The sequence below is a fragment of the Olivibacter sp. LS-1 genome (assembly GCF_008245145.1).
GTDB lineage: Bacteria > Bacteroidota > Bacteroidia > Sphingobacteriales > Sphingobacteriaceae > Olivibacter > Olivibacter oleidegradans.
In genome coordinates, this window is sequence record NZ_CP041643.1 from 1,129,490 (window position 1) to 1,149,451 (window position 19,962).

The window sequence follows — 19,962 nt, forward strand, 5'->3', positions numbered from 1 at the left end:
AATTGATAAAATATTGTGTTAATTGCTAATTTAATGAAATTTTTACACAGCCTGTATGCATAATGTAATAAGAAATAGGAAAAATAAAAACAATTAGCGCGCAAATATGGTCAAGTGTATAAGTTTTATAACTTTGTAAGGATAAATCAACGTGGCCACAAACCCATGTTGATGATGGAATAACAATATCATAACGTATAAACATGTCATATAGAATTGAACGCGATACAATGGGCGAGGTGAAGGTGCCTGCCGATAAGTATTGGGGAGCCCAAACTGAAAGATCCCACGAGAATTTTAAAATTGGTCCGGAAGGTTCGATGCCTAAAGAAATCATCCGCGCTTTTGCTTACTTAAAGAAAGCCGCAGCTTTTACCAATACAGATGCAGGCGTGTTACCGGCAGAAAAGCGGGATTTAATAGCGCAGGTTTGTGATGAGATACTTGAAGGAAAACACGACGGTGAATTTCCTTTGGTAATTTGGCAAACCGGTTCCGGGACACAATCCAATATGAACGTGAATGAAGTGATTGCCAACCGTTCACACGTTATTCAGGGAAATAAATTGGGAGAAGGAAAAACTTTTATCCATCCGAATGATGATGTAAACAAGTCGCAATCGTCGAATGATACCTATCCGACAGCGATGCATATCGCAGCTTATAAGATGTTGGTGGAAACTACTATTCCAGGCGTTGAAAAACTTAGGGATACACTGAAAGAGAAGTCTGATAAATTTAAAGATGTTGTAAAAATTGGCCGTACCCACTTAATGGATGCTACACCTTTAACGCTGGGCCAAGAATTTTCAGGCTATGTAGCCCAACTAAATTACGGATTAAAAGCTTTAAATAATACACTTTCGCACCTTTCTGAGCTGGCATTGGGCGGTACAGCGGTAGGTACCGGGATTAATACACCGAAAGGGTATGATGTCAATGTTGCCAAATACATTGCGGAATTTACGCAATTACCCTTCCGTACCGCTGAAAATAAATTTGAAGCTCTGGCTGCTCATGATGCCATTGTTGAAAGTCACGGCGCATTAAAACAACTGGCGGTATCCCTTATGAAGATTGCAAATGACGTCCGTATGCTAGCTTCCGGGCCGCGTTCGGGCATCGGAGAGATCTTTATTCCGGAGAACGAGCCCGGCTCATCTATTATGCCAGGTAAAGTGAACCCTACCCAGTGCGAGGCCCTAACGATGGTCGCTGCACAGGTAATGGGAAATGACGTAGCCATTACCATAGGAGGTGCTAATGGCCATTATGAACTAAATGTCTTTAAGCCTTTAATGGCTGCCAATTTCCTCCAGTCGGCGAGATTAATTGGTGAAGCTTGCGTTTCCTTTAATGATCACTGTGCGATCGGCATTGAGCCGAACTATGATGGTATTAAAAAACATGTGGAAAATTCACTCATGCTGGTTACGGCCCTGAATCCGCATATCGGTTATGAGAACGCTGCCAAAATTGCGAAGAAGGCCCATAAAGAGAATAAGTCGCTGCGCGAAGCGGCCTTAGAACTCGAGCTACTTACCAATGAGCAATTTGATCAATGGGTGCGCCCCGAAGATATGATCGGTGGTTTGAAATAGGGGTTCTAAAGGATAATGAGGACTCGGAATCATTATTTAATATTTAAAAGCACATACCTTACGCTTGTAGGTATGTGCTTATTGCTTTGTTCTGCCTGCAAGTTTAATCCGAATATACAGGGAGAGGGTGAGCCCTATTTACAAGGGGTGTGGGTGCAAGACTCCATAGCCCACCAAGATCAGCTATTGACCTACAGTTTATATCGTCTTAAGTTTACTTGTGACTCGGTCTATATTACCTTAAAAACCTTTAGCAAGGTAAGAACGGTAGTTGATTCTTGTTACGGCGATGGACAGTGGGAAGAATACGCTAGGGGAGTGTATCTGGTTAGAAATGATAGCTTATTGATAGAATCTACATTTACCCGAAGTAACTGGCGTCAGAAATTATCGGGCTGCCATCGTATCGGTCAATTTTTGCCCCGGTTTAAGTTAGTAAAACATACGGCCGACTCGCTTTACCTCGAAAGCCAATACTATCAAACACCGGTTAATCTGAGGAAAATTGAGCACATTACCTGTGTGCCCAAACCTCTTTGATATTAAACATTTTAGATTTTTTGCTCGTTTTTTTATGAGAATGTTAGCTCAACGGTTCCTGCTTGGAACAGCTATTCTTTGCCTCTCGTCTCTCAATATAATCGCACAGGAGAAGAAGCCCGGACTCTATCAAAGGTTCATGAACGGCAAATTGATGCAGAGTAAACTGGTCCAGAAATTCATCTCGTCAGAAAAAGATTCTACGCGATCAGCTGGTTTTGTGGTGTTGCCTTTATTGGGATATGCACCGGAAACCGGCCTAGAGTATGGACTTTCCGGTATTTACAACTTCTATATTGATAAAAGCGATACGCTCATCCGAACGTCCAGCATTGTATTGCAGGGGTCGTTAACCACAAAAAAGCAATCGAATCTTAAATTGACATCCGATATATGGACAAAAGGCAATGATTATCATATCATTTCAGAGATAAGGTATAAGGATTTTCCATTCAATTTTTATGGAATTGGTGATCAAACTCGAAAAGCAGATAAAGACTCCTTGGTTCAACGATTGTTTAGGCTCAGGTTGGAAGGGGAAAAGAAGATTGTTAAAAATTATTATGTGGGTCTCGGCTTGATTTACGAGAACTATGAATATAATGACGAGGCTCCCGGTGGTATTTACGACTGGACACCACTGTATGGTAAAGAAGGTGGAAAATACCTGGCCTTTGGAATCTCGCAGTTGTATGATAGCCGTAACACAAATATCTACACTACCAAGGGCTACTATGCGCGGGCAGTCTATCATTATATGCCTGATTTCTGGGGAGGGAATAACTTTGAGGGAAGTCGCTTGGATTTCGACTTACGTGCCTTCTTTCCGTTAACACCGAAGTTAACGCTTGGCCTACATGCCACCTACGATGAATACTTCGGCAATGTGCCATTCTATTTATTTCCGCAGCTAGGAAGTGATGAAGTCATGCGAGGGTATTATCCAGGTAGATACCGAGACAAGACATTGATGACCTCGCAGGCAGAGTTGCGCTATCGCGTTCATCCACGTATTGGTTTTACGGCCTTTATGGGAGCTGGGACGGTCTACAATAAAAAGATAGACTTTTCATCGCTGAAACCTTCTTTCGGTGGTGGTTTGCGCTACTTCTTTGATCTGGAACATAATTCGAGCATCCGGATTGATTACGGTATAGGCGAAAAACGTCCCGGAGAGCCGCAGCAATCAGCCTTTTATTTATCGCTCGGCGAAGCGTTTTAGAGTGATCGGCTATCAGCAATCGGTAATCAGCTAAAAATAAAGCTGATAACTCATTTCCGAAAACTGATGGCCTACTAGTAACTAATCTTAAAATGTTCTTTTTCCTGGCCTTTTTTGAAGAAAACCAAGCCAATGAAAAATAGGTCGATTGTTAAAGTTACCTGTGGGTGGTTTTTGATTTCCTGCCAAGCCTCTTTCATGCCATCACTCCAATAAATGTCGTCAAAGATCAGTACAGTCTGTTCATGAACTTTAGGTAGGCAATGATAAAAATAATTTAAAGTCGCCTCCTTCCGATGATTACCATCTAAAAAGAGAAAGTCAATTTTTTCCTGCTCTTGAATAAGCTGCGGTAGGATTATATCAAAGTTTCCTATTTTCAGTTGGACCTGCGACGCACCAAGCTCATCGAGGGTTTGCCGGGCAACAGCCGCAGTCTCCGGGCAACCCTCTACTGTTGTGATGGAGGCATTAGGATTAGCCTTGGCTAGGTAGGCAGTGGTGATTCCTAGGCAAGTGCCTAATTCTATAATGGTTACCGGTGCAAAGCGGTTGGCTAATCGAGCAATAAGCTGTGCAACCCGTTTTGGCTTCAAGGCATTCTTCGCAATCAAACCTACGGCCTTTTGTTTTCCATTATTCATCATCGAACCGGCACCATAGTCGGTTACCGTGATAATTCGTGTGTCCTTCTTTAGCGCTTGCCGCTTTCTTTCGATTTCTTCTTCGTAAGGTTTAGTTGAAAAATCATATATAACCTCATCAACAAGTTTATAAACAAATGGAGAATGCACACCATGGCGTGTTTTAGCGGAGAATTTGTGTATTAGATAATCAATGAAGAAACGGTAGTTTGCCATATACGGCAGCAAAGATAAAGCTTTTATATTTGTTCTTTTCTCTTTGAAAGAAAAGGAACTTTTTTCTTAATCAGCTTTTTCTTGATAAAAAGCCGACAAAACCGAAGAGCAGAGCGATGAGCTCATGAACTCATCTGAAAACAAACAAAAGTGAATAAATCAAGGCTTGTGTAGGCTACCTTGCATCTGATGGCAAAGCATCGCTGGCGCGTATTGGAGCCGTTTCACTTCCTCAATCCGCTTGGATATTGCCATATGAACAGACATGCAAATGCTTTGCGGCTCGTTGCGTCGGTATCCTCCAAGGCCGTTTTGCCAGCGCACAGGGCTATATTTAGGGCTGAAGAAATAATACGTCCGGTTAAAAGTAAAAGCCCTACGTTCTGCTAAAGTATCGCCTAGGAAATTTGCGGTTTGCATGTTGATGCACCACCGTTGTAGCAAAGTTCCAAGCGAGGAGTTTTTTGTTTCTTTTTTGCGGAAAAAAAGAAAAACAAAAAGGTTCCTTTAATATAAGCACTATCCCGCGGTAAATGCTCTGTTTTAAGAATAGATGGATAAACTTTTTTATAAAAGAAAGTTTATCTAAGTTTGCTATACTATTTTTGTTTGCAGCTGTGCAATTTTCTGCCTTGTTGCCGTTATATAGTAAAATACCGAAGCCGGAAATGATGAAGGACATTGTTTTCGATTTCCAAGAAAAAATGTACTCGATGCAAATGAACCGTATATTCGCGCTAAACCTGATTATCCTCTGCCTGTGGACTTCCTGTAAACGGGTAGATGATGAGCCGATCTATCCCGCAACGCCTATCTCTAGGCTGTATATATCGTTTTCGGATATCGCTAATTCGGATACGCAGGTTTATCAAAACGCGGTAGTGATTGATCCTGCGGATAGCGCCGGTTATATACCAGCTCCCAGCGGCGCGAATACGCAGCCTCGGCTTGGAATGGGTATCACATATAGCCCTGATTTAAGACAAGGTTTTCAGGTCAGTAGAAACGATACTACTATTAAGTATTTCTCGGTGAATGATGCTGGAGTTATAGGTACTTCCACGCGCAGCTTTAAGGACACTATTCACCTTTATATGCCTCGTGCCATTCGTTACGATAACAAATCCGATCAGTTATTTATTACGAATGATCATCCAGACAGCGCTTCCTTAAACATATACTATAATCCTTCGCGGCTGGTGGGACAGCAATCCCCAAGAAAAAGGCTTAAACTGGCAAATCTTCCTTGGGGTATTTCAACAAATATGACACTTAATACAAGTGATTCTTTGCTATTGCTGTCGATGCAAGGGAATACCAAAGAAATATGGGGTTTTGCATTAAAAGATATTGCTTCCATACAAGACACTTTTATTAACAACGCTAAACCAAATTATACAATCACCATTGCGGGAGCAAATGATATTCGAGGTATTACTTATTCTCCGAGACTTGATATCCTGGTTCTTTCCGATTTAGGTCCTGCGAAACTCACGGATAATCCAAGTAATAATAGTGTGGATGGAAAAATTTATGTTATCGAGAATGCAAAGCAAGCGATAATGGCTGGTGGAACGATTACACCAACAAGAATTATTACCGGAGCAGCTACTGGTTTGGTGGACCCAATAGACGTTGCAATCACCGATTTACCCAATCGAAACCAGTTCATATATGTCATCGATCGAGCAAGGCGACTCATAAGATTTGCATTAGATGCTAATGGGAATATCGAACCCGAGACAAGCAGGGCGTTATCTTTAACGCCAGAATTTATGTATCTTGATTCTCGGGGACCGAATGAGTAACTCATAAAGCGAACATCAGACTTTGTTTATAAATAGCTCAAAGATTGAATCTAATTGTGTCTATCATAGATAGCAGTAAATGAAATAGCTCAATAAGCGGATGAAGAACCCTATTTGACATAGGTAACCCCTAATTGCATATCTTTTAATTTTTTTGCTTCCAGATCTTCAATTTGCTGTATTTACTTATATGATCAAAATCTCGATCGGTATGAACTAGGGGAACTGAAAAGGAAACAGCATAATAGGCAATTAGGCAATCGTTGCTCTTACGTATGGTCACTCCTTTTTTGCGTAGAGATCGAAACAGGTCTGCTGCACCTATGGCTGCTCGTCGTGGAGGCAATTCCAATAAAGTGAAATAGGATAGTGCTTCCTTTATTTCTGTATAAGTTGAATCCTCACGTATTCCCTGGAGAATTTCTTGAACAATGGTGGGCGTAAGTAATACCTCACGATCCGTTTCTATATATTCTTGCAATAATAAAGCTTGCGGTGTGTCATTTTTGTTCAGGAAATCAACCCATACCGACGTATCAAAAAGCAAAGAACTCCTCATAGGCTACGCATCTGGTCGAGATCTCCTTCCCAAGTGCCCTTCTTTCTCAACGCTATAATGCTTTTTCGTTTCAGAGAGGCAATATATTGCTTTAATGCTTCATGAACGACTTCTTTCTTTGTCCTTAGTTTACTTATTTGAAGCGCCTGTTGAATGAGGTTTTCGTCTAGCTCTATATTAGTTCTCATTTCTGTAATTTTTACTATGTGTAAAGATAATAAAATTTATACACATTACGGCTAGTTTAAAAGGCTTTGACCCGAACTGTGTGATTTATCTATTTTTCTATGTTTCAATGCCCTCTTTGTTACAAAAACCTTAACATTTTCATAATGAGTATTTGATCAAGCATTACGAAAATTGAAAAGCTTGTACGACATGTATTTAAAATTTGATAAAAATTCAATAAAAGCCGTGTTTTATTGCGCTTATGCTTGCTTTTGCTTATGGTAGCTGCTAAATTTGTGATAGCAAAAATGGAGGATATGGAAGTAAATTTACGTCGATTATCTGTTTTTACCGCGGATCTACAGCTGATCTTGGGCAAGAGCATGCGTACATGCCAACGCCATATGCAGTTGATCCGCGACATGTATGCTTTGGAAAAGCAGCAGCCCGTTACGGTATATCATGTTGCAGAATACCTCGATACGCCTGTATCAAAAATAGCTGCCTTTCTGAAGATTAACCGGAATTGAGTGGATAGATGAACAATGGGATTGCTCCGATGTAAAAAAATTTCTTGGTAAGCCGCGGCAATTGCCCGCGGCTTTTTTTGTTTGCGGCACACCTAAGGTCTAGAAAGCCTTAATAAATGTCAGTAAGACTGGGATAAACACAATTAAGTTTAAGACAAACGCAAATAAGTTTGAGATAAACATGCTTAAGTTTATCCTTAACACGTATTAGTTTGTTATGAAGGTAGAAGCGTTTGAAGTAAATACAAACAATATGAAGGTAATTTTAAGATAAGTTGAGACACTTTTGATCAAGCTTGCTTTAACCTTGCTCATCTCTGCTATAAACTTAACTAAAGAAATAGCAAACTTGTTTACGTTTGCAATAACAATGAACAATGTTGTTATAAACTAGACCAAGTTTGTCGTAATCTTAATCAAGTTTGAATTAAACACAAACAAGATTACCCCATAATTGGTTAAAATTGTTCTAACGTTGTTCACAGTTGTGACAAAGTTCTATAACGTTCTGTCAGACCTTTCTAAGTTTATATTAACAACGATCAAGATTGTATTAAATCTATATGGATTTGGAATAAATTTAGTCAATAGAGCGTTCGATTTGGTCATCCTTAAACGTACTTTTCCTCCTCTTTTATCGGACAAAAGCGTCAAAAAACGACAAAAACGCCATATGCGTCATTTTCGGACATGGCTTTTTTTGATTCTACTCAATTTTGTTTTGTTCATCAGCGGTTGATGGACTTATACAAATATAAGTAGATGATAACAAAGAGAAAACATCCGTCCAAGCCAACGTAAATGTGCAATAGGCGATAGGCTTTAAGTAATAGGCCATCCCTTCGGGAGACAAGCTTTTTACTTTTTATTTTTTAATTTTTAATTTTTTAAATATGCAAAATAGATACATCGCTATAGGATTTAGTAATATCGCAGACGACGCCATGGCAACTTTAGGAACAACCGTCATTACCGCCATGACGGACAATCCAAATTTCGAAACGCCCGTTCCGGCGTTGACAGATATACAGTTACTCCTTGATGATTATCGGCTCAAACTGGCGGCTACCCGGAAGGGTAGTCCTTTGAACACCAGTGAAAAAAATGTGAGTCGCCAGGCACTCGAGAAAGGACTTAGGCAATTAGCGTTTTATGTGGATGCCGTTGCAGACGGGGCCTTACATATTATTTTAAGTTCGGGCTTTCCCGTAAAGCCGCTTCGGTCCTCGTTGATTGCTCCTGCTATACCAGAGCGTCTTCGTCTGAGCGATACCGCACAGAGCGGACAAATTCGCTTCGATTTTAACCCGGTTAAAAAAGCCTGGGAGTACGAATACTGCTATGCTACCGAAGTAGACGATAATGGAAACATATTATGGGGCGACATCTTATCTACTACTTCGTCTCGTAACAACATTATCGCTCCGCTGATTCCCGGTGTTGTTTGCCGCGTACGCGTGCGTGCCCGTAATGGAAAAGGTGTAAGTGATTGGAGTGAAGCCGTTAGCTTAATGGCGAGATAATACCGAGCAAGGGGCCGGCGAATTCGGCTCCTTGCCTTTACCCGAAAATACCCAATAAACGTTGTATTTCAGCGGCTTTTTCTAAGCTGCCTGCTTGATTATAGGAAGCTAATAGATTACGCAAGACACGGCTGACGATCGCCAAGTTATCACACGGCAAAAAGAATTGTTCATCATTAGGCAAATTAAGTTGCTTTAAAAACGATAAGACATCATGTCTTCCAAATATCTGGCCCCTATTAAAAGCATTGATATAAAAAAGAACTCCTGCTTCGTCGGCCTTAATTTGTTCGTCCATATAAGCCAATATAAAGTGGCGTGGCAAATTGACACCATAAATTGGGATATCCAAACGCTGCGCTACAATACTATATAGTGCTGCTAATAAAATCGGGTTTCCTCTCCTCGTTTCCAGCACTTTACCGATGTATGAATTTTGCGGATCGTGGTAATTTTTGGTATTACCTTTGAAGCCATGCATATTGTAAAATACGTTATTTAATAAACGTACTTTCTCCACAGCGCTCATGTTATACATCATTTCCAGCCAAGCATCGCGCTTAATTTCTTCTACTTGATTGATGATGGTTTGATCTTCCAGATCGGGATATTGATATTTATTGACAATAATCAAGCCCTGCAATAAATCAAACCCCCCGCCCATATACCAAAGTTCCAATTCATTAAAAACCTGTTCAAACTGGATTTTATGAATTAGGTTCTCTATCCTCGACTGAAGAAAAGAATCAAATGATTTTTCCCAAGCAGCTTCCAACGGAGCAATAACCGCTGTCCCTAGTGTTAACAACTTCTCCTCAACGTGCCGAAATACCTCTTCATCCGGATCGTCTAATAGATGTATCAAGGAATTTATCTCTTTGTTATTAAGCATATACAAAGATAAAAATAAGTTGTGATTTGTGTGTTATGAGTTGCTTCTCTACCGAGGTTACCACACTCGTATTCAATAGGATGTTTAAATTAAAAGAACGATTATTTTTGTCACTTTTTTCCGCAAAAAGTAACCAAAAACCCATCACTTGGAACTTTGCTACAACGATAGTGCCTCAACGTGCAAACCGCAAATTTCCTAGGCGATATTTTAGCAGAACGTAGGGCTTTTACTTTTAACCGGACGTATTATTTCTTCAGCCCTAAATATAGCCCTGTGCGCTGGAAGATCGGCCTTGGAGGATACCGACGCAACGAGCCGCAAAGCATTTGCACGTCTGTTCATACGGCAATATCCAAGCGGATTGAGGAAGTGAAACGGCTCCAATACGCGCCAGCGATGCTTTGCCATCGGTTGCAAGGTAGCCTACACACGCCTTGACTTTTTTGGTTCTTTTTGTGTTAAGACAAAAAGAACACGATAAATTTGACTAAGAAAAAGGTTCTTTTTAAATGCACTCAACCTTCCTGTCACCATTGCTTTTTAGACGAATCCTATAAAGGCGTTTAAAAACCTTATGGTACCTGAAATATAGGTTTACATAATCAGGGGAGAGGACCTGTCTCTCCCCTGGATGGTTGGTTTTGTTTATTGAGCTTGTGGCATATGTTGACTGAGTGATTCCATACTTAGCCCCAATCCCTGCGCAATGGCCATGCCGAGCTGCACATCGGCTCTAAACCAGTGACACAGCTGTCGGTTAATAATGAGCTCCTTCTTGGAGCCGGTGATACCCTTCATTGAGGTCACGATATTATGAATGGTGTTTTGTTTGGCTTCCGGTGTCATCAATCTGAAAAGATTTCCAGGTTGCGTATAGTGATCATCCTCGCCCGGCGCGTTGCGGTTATACCAATCGGCAATATCGCTTTCTAAATTCCATGCAGGCTGTTTGTAGCTTTCATCTTCATAGATGCTATCAAAGCTGTTGGGGAAATAGTTTGGCGTGGAGCCTCCATTTCCGTCTACGCGCATATAGCCATCCCGTTGATAATTGGCTACCATAAAAGGGCACCTGTTTACCGGAATTTGCTCATAATTTACACCTAATCGATAACGATGGGCATCCGGATAAGACAAAATCCGCCCCTGCAACATCTTGTCGGGCGAATAGCTAATACCGTCAATAACATGTGCCGGTGCGAAGGCCGCCTGTTCTACTTCGGCAAAATAATTGGATGGATTTTCATTCAGTTCTAAAACGCCCACTTCTTGTAAAGGATACTCTCTCTGAGGCCAAATTTTGGTTAAGTCAAAGGGATTCCAGCGAAAGGCCTTCGCCTGTTCCTCCGTCATTATCTGTATATATAGTTTCCAGCGAGGGAAATCGCCGCGTTCAATCGCTTCAAATAAATCGCGCTGTGCAAAATCAGGATCTTCTCCCCGCATGCGCATCGCTTCGTCATTGGTGAAATTTTTAATGCCCTGTTCCGTTTTGAAATGGAACTTGGTCCATACACGCTCATTATTGCTATTGATGAAAGAGAATGTGTGACTGCTAAAACCGTGCATGTGACGATATCCTACAGGTGTGCCCCGGTCTGACATCAGTATAAGCACCTGATGCAGACTCTCCGGGTTTAACGACCAGAAATCCCACAACATCGTTGCGCTTTTCATATTGGTTTGCGGATCACGCTTCTGTGTATGGATAAAGTCGCTGAATTTTTTTGGATCTTTTACAAAGAAAACCGGTGTATTATTGCCGACGAGATCCCAATTGCCGTCTTCCGTATAGAACTTAACGGCAAAGCCGCGTGGATCTCTTTCTGTATCAGCTGAACCTTTTTCCCCTCCAACCGTTGAAAAGCGTAAAAACAAACGCGTTTTTTTGCCTATCTCATTAAAAATTTTAGCTTTTGTGTAGGTGGTGATGTCCTGGGTTACGGTAAATGTGCCATAAGCACCCGAACCTTTAGCGTGCACCACGCGTTCGGGAATTCGTTCGCGATTAAAATGGGCCATTTTTTCATGCAGGTGAAAATCCTGCAATAATATAGGGCCGCGTGGCCCAACGGTCATCGAGTCTTCATTGTTAGTGACGGGAATACCCGAGGCAGTTGTTAACTTCTTTTTCTCTTCCATGTGTAAAATTGTTTAGTATGATTCCTCTGTCGACCAAAGGTAGTGCTTCGGTATGAACATCTTACATCGAATTTTGCTATGTTTGTATAATCAAAATTTATATTATGACGCTTGTTCAATTAGAATATATTATAGCTGTTGATACATATAGAAGTTTTGTGGCCGCTGCAGATAAGTGTTTTGTAACGCAGCCTACATTGAGTATGCAGATTCAAAAATTAGAAGAATCTTTAGGTGTTCGGATTTTTGATAGGACCCGGCAGCCTATTGTGCCTACCGAAATCGGAGAAGAAATCATCCGACAAGCGAGAGTGGCGGTTTTAGAGAGCCAGAAAATTAAAGAGATTGTCGCTTATAAGAAAGGCGAGGTGGAAGGTGAATTAAAAATCGGTGTGATTCCGACGGTTGCCCCGTATCTATTACCAAAGGTATTAGGCAATTTCATGGAGAAATATCCGAAATTGCATTTGCATGTATGGGAGTATACAACAGAAAAGATAGTCAGGGAGTTAAAAACAGGGGTATTAGATTGCGGTATTTTGTCGACACCGATCCACGAGCCCAATTTGCAGGAACACCCCTTGTTCTATGAAACGTTTGTTGCTTATATAGCTAAAGAAAGCAGTTTGTCAAAGAAAAAAGCCGTTACTGCAAGTGATATATTGAATGAAAAACTTTGGTTACTGAACGAAGGGCACTGTATGCGGAATCAGGTACTGAATATCTGCAATAGGAGGAAAACGATGAACCCGGACGATTCCTTCGAATATAACACCGGCAGTGTAGAAACCCTAAAACGGATGGTGGATACGAATGCGGGCGTAACGATTATGCCTGAATTGAGTATTGCTGAGTTTTCTGTAAAGGAACTTGATCAGGTGCGTTATTTTAAATCGCCCGAACCGGTTCGCGAAATTAGTTTAATCACGCAACAGAACTACCTAAAGAAAAGAGCCATTGAAGCTTTGAAAAGTGAAATTCTACAGATTCTACCGAAGCGTTTTAGAAATAAGAAGAAAAAGGAGGTGATGGATATTGGTTAAATCAATGCTTGAAACTATTACCTGTTATCTCCTGCTGATTGATGCGAACGGCAATGGAGGAGGGTTTGATACCGTCTCCGAACATCTCTGCATTTTTTTCCGTAAACTCAGCGCCGAAAAATAGAATGGAGGATGTGTAGTTTATCCAAAGCAAGATAATTACTATGGAACCGGCGGCACCATATCCGGATGCAGGTGCCGCATGCTGCATATACAAGCCTATCGCCCACTTGCCGATCATAAATAAGATGGCGGTGAAGAAAGCACCCGACCGTACGTCTTTCCACTTGATTTTTACGTCTGGAAGGAATTTAAAAATACAGCCAAAAAGAACGGATAAAACAATAAAGGTTATAAGGGTATTGGCAAGATATAAGGCGATGTTGGTTGTTTCGTCGAAAAGGTCTAAACCAAAAACCTGAAAATCGGGAAGATACTTGATGAGCGTAGTGCTAATAACAGAAATGACAACATTCAAGAGTAAAGAAACAACTAACAAAAAGCCCAGAATAAGCACAATGGAAAAAGACAGCGCACGATCAACAAGTAGTTTTACCCAACCTCTTTTTGGTTTGGGCTTCACGTTAAAGATCATGTTGAGCGAATCCTGCATTTCTACAAAAACTTTTGTCGATGCGTAAATCAATGTGCCCACACCAATAATGGTTGCAATAATGGATCCTTTTCCGACCGATAAGCCTTTTATAAGTGATTGTATAAGTGCGGCGGCATCAGCCCCGACATATTCGTTTATTTGCTGAAAGATTCTTCCCTGTTGTGCATCATCACCCAAAACAAAGCTAACAACAGCCAATATAATGATCAGGAGAGGAGCCAACGCAAATATGGTATAGTAAGATAATGCTGCACTCATTTTCGATACTTTGTCGTCACCGAAGCCAATGACCGTTGCCTTAAGTAGAGTGAAAGCGTCTTTATAAAACTGTTTTCTTAAAACCTTCATATATGCCTTGATTTAACACCTAAAGTGATCATCGATGGGATACAATCAGTAATTCGAGATCTTTCGGGGTTAAATTAAATTTATTGGCTATATCTTTATTCGTTAACTGTCCTTGGTAAAGATAAATGGCATTTCGAATACCCGGTTTGTTCCAGATAACTTTCAATAGCCCGCCCTGTTCCCCAATATCCAACAAAATCGGTGCGAAAATGTTTGTCAGCGCATAGGTGGCTGTTCTGGCAACACGAGATGCTATATTGGGAACACAGTAATGAATAACATCATACTTTCTGAAAACAGGGGAATCGTGATTGGTTATATGAGAGGTCTCGAAACAACCGCCTTGGTCAATACTGACATCAACCAGCACAGAGTTGGGTTTCATTTTAGAAACGGTTTCTTCGGTAATAATACACGGACTTCTGCCATTGGTGGCGCGCATCGCACCTATTACGATGTCACAGGATAGGACCGCTTTTTGGAGTACAATGGGTTGAATAACCGAGGTGAATACTTTATTCCCTAGATTGTTTTGTAAGCGTCGAAGACGATATAATGAACTGTCAAAGACTTTTACCTGTGCACCTAAGGCGAGTGCGGCACGGGTCGCATACTCTCCAACCGTTCCGGCACCGATAATGACTATTTCAGTAGGAGGAACGCCGGTAATCCCCCCCAGCATCAGGCCCTTGCCTTGGAACACGTTACTTAAATATTCGCCGGCAATTAGAATAGAGGTAGCGCCTACAATTTCGCTCATTGCACGTACAACCGTTAACCGGTTATCCTCGTCCCGCAAATACTCATAAGATAGCGCCGTAACCTTCTTCTTCATCATGGCTTTTAAATGCTCAAAGCCCAATAAAGAGGGTTGTTGGCTGGAAAACAGGACCTGGCCGGTTTTCATTAAATCAATTTCTTCCAAGGTGGGAGCCCCAATCTTGACGATAATGTCGCAGGTGTAAATGCGTTCCTTTTCATGAACAATGATAGCGCCCTGCTCGCTGTAGTGATGATCCAGAAAGTTGGCACCGTTTCCTGCGCCGGACTCTAACATAATTTGATGACCATTCTCTACAAGTAAAGCAACAGACAAAGGCGTAAGCGCAATACGGTTCTCCTGAAAGCTCACTTCCTTAGGGATTCCGATTAATAAACTGTTCTTCTTTTTGCCGGTTTCTAGCATGGCCTCCTGTGGCTGCATCATCGCTTGACGCGCCAAGTTAGATAATTCTGTCATACAGAGCTCAATTACACAAAAAATCGGGTTAATTTACGAAAAAGTATCTACAGTTCGTTCATGTTTTATAATTGCGTCTGCCATTCGGATGCAAAACTTGCTCGATTTTGATCGAAAGCATTTTAATCGGTACACAGAAAAAAAGATAAATAGCAGGATAAATGAAGAAATGGGAGCATGCTAATAAAGTTCAGACAAATGGGAAGATGGAATCCCTTTTTGTATCCTAATTTTACGTTCATTTTTTTCTCCGAGCTCAATTGTAACACTCACTACCTCTTCGGGTAGGAGATTAGGGATTTTTTCAGGCCATTCAATAAAACAATAGTTTCCTGAGAAGAAGTATTCCTCATAACCCAGATCTAAAGCTTCCTGTTCCTCTTTCAACCGGTAAAAATCAAAATGATAAACGTTTCCCTGAGGACTATGGTACTCGTTAACGATTGAAAAAGTTGGACTGGCTGCTTGGTCGGTAACCTGTAGTTGCTTGCAAAGCTCTTTAATAAGTGTAGTTTTTCCCGCTCCCATTGGAGCGAAAAACAAAACTACCCGATCATCGGCTACAAAAAGGAGTATTTTTTTTGCCACATCAGGTAGTTCGCTTATGTCGTTAACGGTAAGAATCATGAAGCAAACTTAGAGAAACCGGCATGGATATGCAACGTGCTTTCTAAAGTCTTTTCGTAATACTCACCGGTGAAACCGATTACGATCCTTCATCATTTCGGTGTATACGTAATATACGGAATGATCATCTCTTCAAGAGAAATACCACCGTGTTGAAAAGTTTCGTTGAAGTAATTGACAAACTGGTTATAGTTGTTAGGATAAACGAAATAGGTGTCTTCCTTGGCAAATATAAAACTTGAACTTACGTGAAGTTTCGGCAATTTTGCTTCATGTGGGTTCTTGATGTGTAGTACATCCTTATCAATAAAGTTTAGATTTTTACCCTGTTTGTAACGAAGATTACTATTCGTGTTCCGATCGCCGATTACCTTACTTGCATGTTTTACGCGAATCGTGCCATGGTCAGTCGTAAGAATGACACGTACATTTTTTTGCGCGAGCCATTTTAGGGTATCTAAAAGTGGTGAATGTTTGAACCATGACAGCGTGAGCGAGCGATAGGCTGCTTCATCGCTGGCAAGCTCCCGGATCATGGCCATGTCAGTCCGGGCATGGGACAGCATATCGACGAAATTATAAACCAGCACATTAAGGTCGTTTCCCATCAAATTGGATAGATTGTCCGTGATGTCTCTTCCCTGTTCCAGTGTAAGAATTTTATGGTAGCTGAATTTGCATTCTTTCCGAAACGTATTTTTTATTTGTGCCGCTAAAAACTCTTCCTCGTGTAGATTTTTGCCCCCCTCGTCTTCATCGTTTTGCCAAATATGCGGAAAGTTCTTCTCCATATCAAGCGGCATCATCCCGCTGAAAATAGCATTCCGGGCATATTGGGTCGCCGTAGGCAAAATACTGTAATAAGTCTCCTCCGCATCCATACGATAGTAATTGCCGATGATTTCATGTATCACTTTCCATTGATCATATCGTAAATTGTCTATTAAAAAGAAAAAGGTAGGCTTGTTATCCAGTACCGGGAATACTTTTTTCTTAAATAGTTGAGGCGATGAAACCGGCCCGCTCTCCGGATCTTTGACCCAATGCAGGTAATTCTTTTCAACAAATTTCGAAAACTGGGCATTGGCTTCCGCCTTTTGCATGGTCAAGATTTCGTGCATGCCTTCATCTTCCAATTTTTCGAGTGAAAGCTCCCAATAAACTAATTTTTTATAAACATCAACCCATTCATTAAAGTCCAGATTATCATTCAGGGTCATGCCAAGCGTTCTAAACTCCTGCTGGTAAGCCATCGATGTTCTTTCGCTTACTAAGCGTTTATTCTCAGTGAACTTTTTGATGGTCAATAGAACTTGTTTCGGATTTACCGGTTTAATCAGGTAATCATCGATTTGCGAACCTATTGCATCTTCCATCAGAAACTCTTCTTCATTCTTCGTGATCATTACCATGGGGACGGTCGGATTAATGCCCTTTAAAATCCCTAAGGTTTCCAGACCTGTAAGTCCCGGCATATTTTCATCCAAGAATACTAAATCATAAAAGGAATTTTTGAAAGCTTCAACGGCATCATGTCCATTGGTGACTGTTTTTACACCATATCCCTTTTCATTGAGCAGCATAATGTGAGGCTTTAATAAATCGATCTCATCATCTGCCCATAATATATTTGTTTCTTGCATCGTTACGTTATAAGTTTTACGTTCTAAGTCCTATGTCCTATCTCAATATAGAATTACGAACTTACGTAATTGTTTGGAGCCTTTCCGCTTTTTTAACAAAAATTAACAGCGACGTAAATAAATTCAATTTAGATTTGATTTCGATGTAGAAAGAGAAGCTGCATCATGGACATTTCATTAAAAAATAGCACCTTTGTGCTTAAATTTTTTGGCTTTTGAATAAGAAAAAAATTATTAATGATCCTGTTTATGGTTTTGTTTCCATACCATCAGATTTGATATTTGATCTGATACAGCATCGTTATTTTCAACGCCTTCGGTATATTAAACAGGTAAGCCTAACACATTTAGTTTATCCAGGGGCACTACATACGCGTTTTCAACATGCACTCGGCGCTATGCATTTGATGGGCTTAGCTTTAGAGACCCTGAAAGGTAAAGATATCGATATAACAGCGGAGGAAGAAGAGGCCGCCATTATAGCCATATTACTACATGACATAGGTCATGGACCATTTTCGCACTCGTTGGAACACACCCTGGTACAGGGAGTATCACATGAGCATATTTCGTCGTTAATAATGAATGAAATGAACCGGAAATTCAATGGTAGCTTGTCTATGGCGATTGATATCTTTAAAGACAAATATCCAAAGCGATTTTTGCATCAATTAGTGTCGAGTCAGCTTGATACGGACCGAATGGACTATCTCAACAGAGACAGCTTTTTTACCGGTGTTTCCGAAGGGGTGATCAGCTTTGATCGGATTATTAAAATGCTGAACGTTGCTAATAACGGCTTGGTGATTGAACAAAAGGGAATTTATTCGGTTGAGAAGTTTTTAATTGCCCGTAGACTAATGTACTGGCAAGTATACCTGCATAAAACGGTATTAAGTGCTGAACAGATGTTGATTAAAATCTTACAGCGTGCAAAGGAGCTTACCGATAAAGGAAACAACGTATTTGCAACAGAGGCGTTGAAACATTTTATTGATAACAGAGTCACAAAGGAGGATTTTTTACAAGATCGCGCCCATCTCGAATTTTTTACCATGCTGGATGATACAGACATTTTGGCAACTGTGAAAATGGGGGTAAAGCATGAGGATACTGTCTTATCTAAGTTGTGTGAGCAATTTATGACAAGGAGGCTCTATCATGTCGAATTAAGTAATTTTATGCCTACCAAGGAACGAATAGAAGCATTACGTCGCGCAGCTATGAACCTGTTCAAGGTTGGGGAGGATGAAGTGCATTATTTCGTATTCACGCAGTCGGTAGAAAACAGTGCTTACGATGCCGGTGAGGGAAATATTAACATTTTGATGAAGGATGGTACCATCCAAGATATTACGACAGCCTCCGATTTATCGAACTTGGAAGTGCTGGCAAAAAAGGTCAAGAAATTTATGATTGCTTACCCAAAAGAATTGCGGTAGTTGTCAGAAGTTCGCAAAGTATTGATATACAAAGGAATTTAAAATTTGTTCATAAAAATTTAACACATAAATTTGCGCGATGCAATTTACTGCCAAACAAATTAGCGAAATCATTGATGGTTCTATAGAGGGAAACGAAGATGTTGTGGTATCGAGGGTTGAAAAAATCGAAGAAGCTAGCCAAGGGGGGCTTACTTTTTTAGCTAACCCTAAATATGAAAACTACCTTTACACGACAGAAGCATCCATTGTTATTGTCAATAATGACTTAACGGTTGAGGAGCCGATAAGTGCCACGCTTATTCGAGTGAAGAATGCCTATACGGCAATTACCTTGCTATTAGAGCAATATAATAAATTCCGTTTTCATAAAACGGGAGTAGAAACGCCTTCCTATATCCATCCCTCCGCTAAGCTAGGGGAGGATGTATATGTAGGGGCTTTTTCTTATATCGGAGACAATGTTGTACTAGAGGATAATGTAAGCATTTATCCGCAGGTGTACATTGGCGATAATGTTAAGATAGGCGCGGGGAGTATTTTATTCCCCGGTGTAAAAATATATCACGATTGTGTTTTAGGAAAAAATGTGGTGATCCATTCAGGCACTGTTATAGGAAGCGATGGTTTTGGCTTCGCTCCACAAGAGGATGGTACCTATCGTAAAATAAGTCAAATCGGAAACGTTGTTATAGAAGATGATGTTGAAATCGGCTCTAATTCCACAATCGATCGTGCAACGATGGGACATACAATCATTCGAAAAGGTGTAAAACTGGATAATTTAATTCAGTTGGCGCATAATGTGGAGGTTGGAGAAAATTCAGTTATAGCTGCTCAAACAGGTATCTCAGGAAGTACAAAAATCGGTAAGAATGTAGTTTTAGGAGGACAAGTAGGTGCCGTAGGACATATCACGATAGCTGATGGTACACAAGTGCAGGCGCAATCCGGTATCAACCGTTCTATAGATACCCCCGGGTTGAAATGGGCGGGAACACCGGCAAGTCAGTTCCAGAATCAGATGCGAGCACAAGTAGTATTGCAGCGATTACCGGATTTGGAACGCCGCTTGGATCAAATTGAAAAACTAATTAAAAAACTTGACGAAGAATAAATGAGTACTAGCAGCGACAGCGTATGCTAGCCTTAAAT

18 protein-coding genes are annotated in these 19,962 nt (G+C 40.8%); 9 read left to right on the forward strand and 9 right to left on the reverse strand.

All coding sequences use genetic code 11. The annotated features are described in order from the left end of the window. Positions 1-203 precede the first annotated feature (203 nt). The 3 genes from fumC to FKG96_RS04570 all read left to right on the forward strand — a co-directional run bounded on the left by fumC (position 204) and on the right by FKG96_RS04570 (position 3,363). Positions 204-1,601, forward strand: a complete 1,398-nt coding sequence (fumC, locus tag FKG96_RS04560; protein WP_013664812.1) for a class II fumarate hydratase — start codon at positions 204-206, stop codon at positions 1,599-1,601. Positions 1,602-1,673: 72 nt separating this feature from the next. After that, positions 1,674-2,141 (forward strand): fumarate hydratase, encoded by a 468-nt coding sequence (locus tag FKG96_RS04565; protein WP_149105161.1) that lies wholly within the window; start codon positions 1,674-1,676, stop codon positions 2,139-2,141. A gap of 34 nt (positions 2,142-2,175) precedes the next feature. Continuing rightward, positions 2,176-3,363 carry a BamA/TamA family outer membrane protein gene (locus FKG96_RS04570; RefSeq protein ID WP_130854506.1) on the forward strand — a complete coding sequence of 396 codons (1,188 nt, stop codon included), beginning with the start codon at positions 2,176-2,178 and terminating at the stop codon, positions 3,361-3,363. Positions 3,364-3,437: 74 nt separating this feature from the next. On the opposite strand, the gene FKG96_RS04575 is transcribed toward FKG96_RS04570, so the two are convergent. Then, positions 3,438-4,223: an O-methyltransferase gene (locus FKG96_RS04575; RefSeq protein ID WP_149105162.1), complete on the reverse strand. Its 786-nt coding sequence runs from the start codon at positions 4,221-4,223 to the stop codon at positions 3,438-3,440. A 719-nt stretch (positions 4,224-4,942) separates the two neighbouring features. Between FKG96_RS04575 and FKG96_RS04580 the strand changes: the two genes are divergently transcribed. After that, positions 4,943-6,031 (forward strand): hypothetical protein, encoded by a 1,089-nt coding sequence (locus FKG96_RS04580; protein ID WP_130854504.1) that lies wholly within the window; start codon positions 4,943-4,945, stop codon positions 6,029-6,031. Between the two features lie 145 nt (positions 6,032-6,176). Here FKG96_RS04580 and FKG96_RS04585 read toward each other — a convergent pair whose 3' ends face one another. Together FKG96_RS04585 and FKG96_RS04590 are read right to left on the reverse strand one after the other, a co-directional pair. Continuing rightward, the gene (locus FKG96_RS04585; protein ID WP_130854503.1) at positions 6,177-6,590 is read right to left on the reverse strand and encodes a PIN domain nuclease; all 414 of its coding nucleotides are present in this window, start codon (positions 6,588-6,590) and stop codon (positions 6,177-6,179) included. Then, on the reverse strand, positions 6,587-6,778 hold the full coding sequence (locus tag FKG96_RS04590) for a type II toxin-antitoxin system VapB family antitoxin (RefSeq protein WP_013664818.1): 192 nt from the start codon (positions 6,776-6,778) through the stop codon (positions 6,587-6,589). Before FKG96_RS04590 ends, FKG96_RS04585 begins: the two co-directional genes overlap by 4 nt. Positions 6,779-7,075: 297 nt before the next feature. Between FKG96_RS04590 and FKG96_RS04595 the strand changes: the two genes are divergently transcribed. Then, the gene (locus tag FKG96_RS04595; protein ID WP_130854502.1) at positions 7,076-7,288 is read left to right on the forward strand and encodes a hypothetical protein; all 213 of its coding nucleotides are present in this window, start codon (positions 7,076-7,078) and stop codon (positions 7,286-7,288) included. 893 nt (positions 7,289-8,181) lie between these two features. Further along, the gene (locus tag FKG96_RS04600; RefSeq protein ID WP_130854501.1) at positions 8,182-8,811 is read left to right on the forward strand and encodes a hypothetical protein; all 630 of its coding nucleotides are present in this window, start codon (positions 8,182-8,184) and stop codon (positions 8,809-8,811) included. A gap of 37 nt (positions 8,812-8,848) precedes the next feature. Here the strand turns inward: FKG96_RS04600 and FKG96_RS04605 are convergent, their stop codons facing one another. Together FKG96_RS04605 and FKG96_RS04610 are read right to left on the reverse strand one after the other, a co-directional pair. Continuing rightward, the gene (locus tag FKG96_RS04605) at positions 8,849-9,703 is read right to left on the reverse strand and encodes a transglutaminase-like domain-containing protein (protein ID WP_130854500.1); all 855 of its coding nucleotides are present in this window, start codon (positions 9,701-9,703) and stop codon (positions 8,849-8,851) included. A gap of 648 nt (positions 9,704-10,351) precedes the next feature. Then, entirely contained in the window at positions 10,352-11,848 is a 1,497-nt protein-coding gene (locus FKG96_RS04610; protein ID WP_130854499.1) for a catalase, read from the reverse strand. A gap of 104 nt (positions 11,849-11,952) precedes the next feature. Here FKG96_RS04610 and FKG96_RS04615 point away from each other — a divergent pair, with 104 nt between their 5' ends. Continuing rightward, positions 11,953-12,891, forward strand: coding sequence for a hydrogen peroxide-inducible genes activator (locus FKG96_RS04615; protein WP_013664823.1), 939 nt, complete (start codon positions 11,953-11,955; stop codon positions 12,889-12,891). A 1-nt stretch (position 12,892) separates the two neighbouring features. Here FKG96_RS04615 and FKG96_RS04620 read toward each other — a convergent pair whose 3' ends face one another. From FKG96_RS04620 to FKG96_RS04635, 4 genes are all read right to left on the reverse strand, one after another. Beyond that, positions 12,893-13,855 (reverse strand): YihY/virulence factor BrkB family protein, encoded by a 963-nt coding sequence (locus tag FKG96_RS04620; protein WP_013664824.1) that lies wholly within the window; start codon positions 13,853-13,855, stop codon positions 12,893-12,895. A gap of 28 nt (positions 13,856-13,883) precedes the next feature. Beyond that, complete coding sequence (locus FKG96_RS04625; RefSeq protein ID WP_013664825.1) at positions 13,884-15,095, reverse strand: alanine dehydrogenase; 1,212 nt, start codon at positions 15,093-15,095, stop codon at positions 13,884-13,886. A gap of 180 nt (positions 15,096-15,275) precedes the next feature. Continuing rightward, complete coding sequence (gene tsaE, locus FKG96_RS04630) at positions 15,276-15,722, reverse strand: tRNA (adenosine(37)-N6)-threonylcarbamoyltransferase complex ATPase subunit type 1 TsaE (RefSeq protein WP_013664826.1); 447 nt, start codon at positions 15,720-15,722, stop codon at positions 15,276-15,278. A 92-nt stretch (positions 15,723-15,814) separates the two neighbouring features. Then, positions 15,815-17,365 carry a bifunctional response regulator/alkaline phosphatase family protein gene (locus FKG96_RS04635; RefSeq protein WP_130854498.1) on the reverse strand — a complete coding sequence of 517 codons (1,551 nt, stop codon included), beginning with the start codon at positions 17,363-17,365 and terminating at the stop codon, positions 15,815-15,817. Between the two features lie 215 nt (positions 17,366-17,580). On the opposite strand from FKG96_RS04635, the gene FKG96_RS04640 reads away from it, so the two are divergent. Together FKG96_RS04640 and lpxD are read left to right on the forward strand one after the other, a co-directional pair. Then, positions 17,581-18,807: an HD domain-containing protein gene (locus tag FKG96_RS04640; RefSeq protein ID WP_130854497.1), complete on the forward strand. Its 1,227-nt coding sequence runs from the start codon at positions 17,581-17,583 to the stop codon at positions 18,805-18,807. A gap of 79 nt (positions 18,808-18,886) precedes the next feature. After that, complete coding sequence (gene lpxD / locus FKG96_RS04645) at positions 18,887-19,924, forward strand: UDP-3-O-(3-hydroxymyristoyl)glucosamine N-acyltransferase (protein ID WP_013664829.1); 1,038 nt, start codon at positions 18,887-18,889, stop codon at positions 19,922-19,924. Positions 19,925-19,962 lie beyond the last annotated feature (38 nt).

What these genes read in the sequence shown, in the direction of transcription:
- fumC (WP_013664812.1), top strand. Translation starts at nt 204, where the DNA reads ATGTCATATAGAATTGAACGCGATACAATGGGCGAGGTGAAGGTGCCT.
- FKG96_RS04590 (WP_013664818.1), bottom strand. Translation starts at nt 6,778, where the DNA reads ATGAGAACTAATATAGAGCTAGACGAAAACCTCATTCAACAGGCGCTT.
- FKG96_RS04575 (WP_149105162.1), bottom strand. Translation starts at nt 4,223, where the DNA reads ATGGCAAACTACCGTTTCTTCATTGATTATCTAATACACAAATTCTCC.
- FKG96_RS04615 (WP_013664823.1), top strand. Translation starts at nt 11,953, where the DNA reads ATGACGCTTGTTCAATTAGAATATATTATAGCTGTTGATACATATAGA.
- tsaE (WP_013664826.1), bottom strand. Translation starts at nt 15,722, where the DNA reads ATGATTCTTACCGTTAACGACATAAGCGAACTACCTGATGTGGCAAAA.
- FKG96_RS04580 (WP_130854504.1), top strand. Translation starts at nt 4,943, where the DNA reads ATGAACCGTATATTCGCGCTAAACCTGATTATCCTCTGCCTGTGGACT.
- FKG96_RS04625 (WP_013664825.1), bottom strand. Translation starts at nt 15,095, where the DNA reads ATGACAGAATTATCTAACTTGGCGCGTCAAGCGATGATGCAGCCACAG.
- FKG96_RS04620 (WP_013664824.1), bottom strand. Translation starts at nt 13,855, where the DNA reads ATGAAGGTTTTAAGAAAACAGTTTTATAAAGACGCTTTCACTCTACTT.
- FKG96_RS04605 (WP_130854500.1), bottom strand. Translation starts at nt 9,703, where the DNA reads ATGCTTAATAACAAAGAGATAAATTCCTTGATACATCTATTAGACGAT.
- FKG96_RS04600 (WP_130854501.1), top strand. Translation starts at nt 8,182, where the DNA reads ATGCAAAATAGATACATCGCTATAGGATTTAGTAATATCGCAGACGAC.
- FKG96_RS04610 (WP_130854499.1), bottom strand. Translation starts at nt 11,848, where the DNA reads ATGGAAGAGAAAAAGAAGTTAACAACTGCCTCGGGTATTCCCGTCACT.
- FKG96_RS04570 (WP_130854506.1), top strand. Translation starts at nt 2,176, where the DNA reads ATGAGAATGTTAGCTCAACGGTTCCTGCTTGGAACAGCTATTCTTTGC.
- lpxD (WP_013664829.1), top strand. Translation starts at nt 18,887, where the DNA reads ATGCAATTTACTGCCAAACAAATTAGCGAAATCATTGATGGTTCTATA.
- FKG96_RS04595 (WP_130854502.1), top strand. Translation starts at nt 7,076, where the DNA reads ATGGAAGTAAATTTACGTCGATTATCTGTTTTTACCGCGGATCTACAG.
- FKG96_RS04635 (WP_130854498.1), bottom strand. Translation starts at nt 17,365, where the DNA reads ATGCAAGAAACAAATATATTATGGGCAGATGATGAGATCGATTTATTA.
- FKG96_RS04585 (WP_130854503.1), bottom strand. Translation starts at nt 6,590, where the DNA reads ATGAGGAGTTCTTTGCTTTTTGATACGTCGGTATGGGTTGATTTCCTG.
- FKG96_RS04565 (WP_149105161.1), top strand. Translation starts at nt 1,674, where the DNA reads ATGTGCTTATTGCTTTGTTCTGCCTGCAAGTTTAATCCGAATATACAG.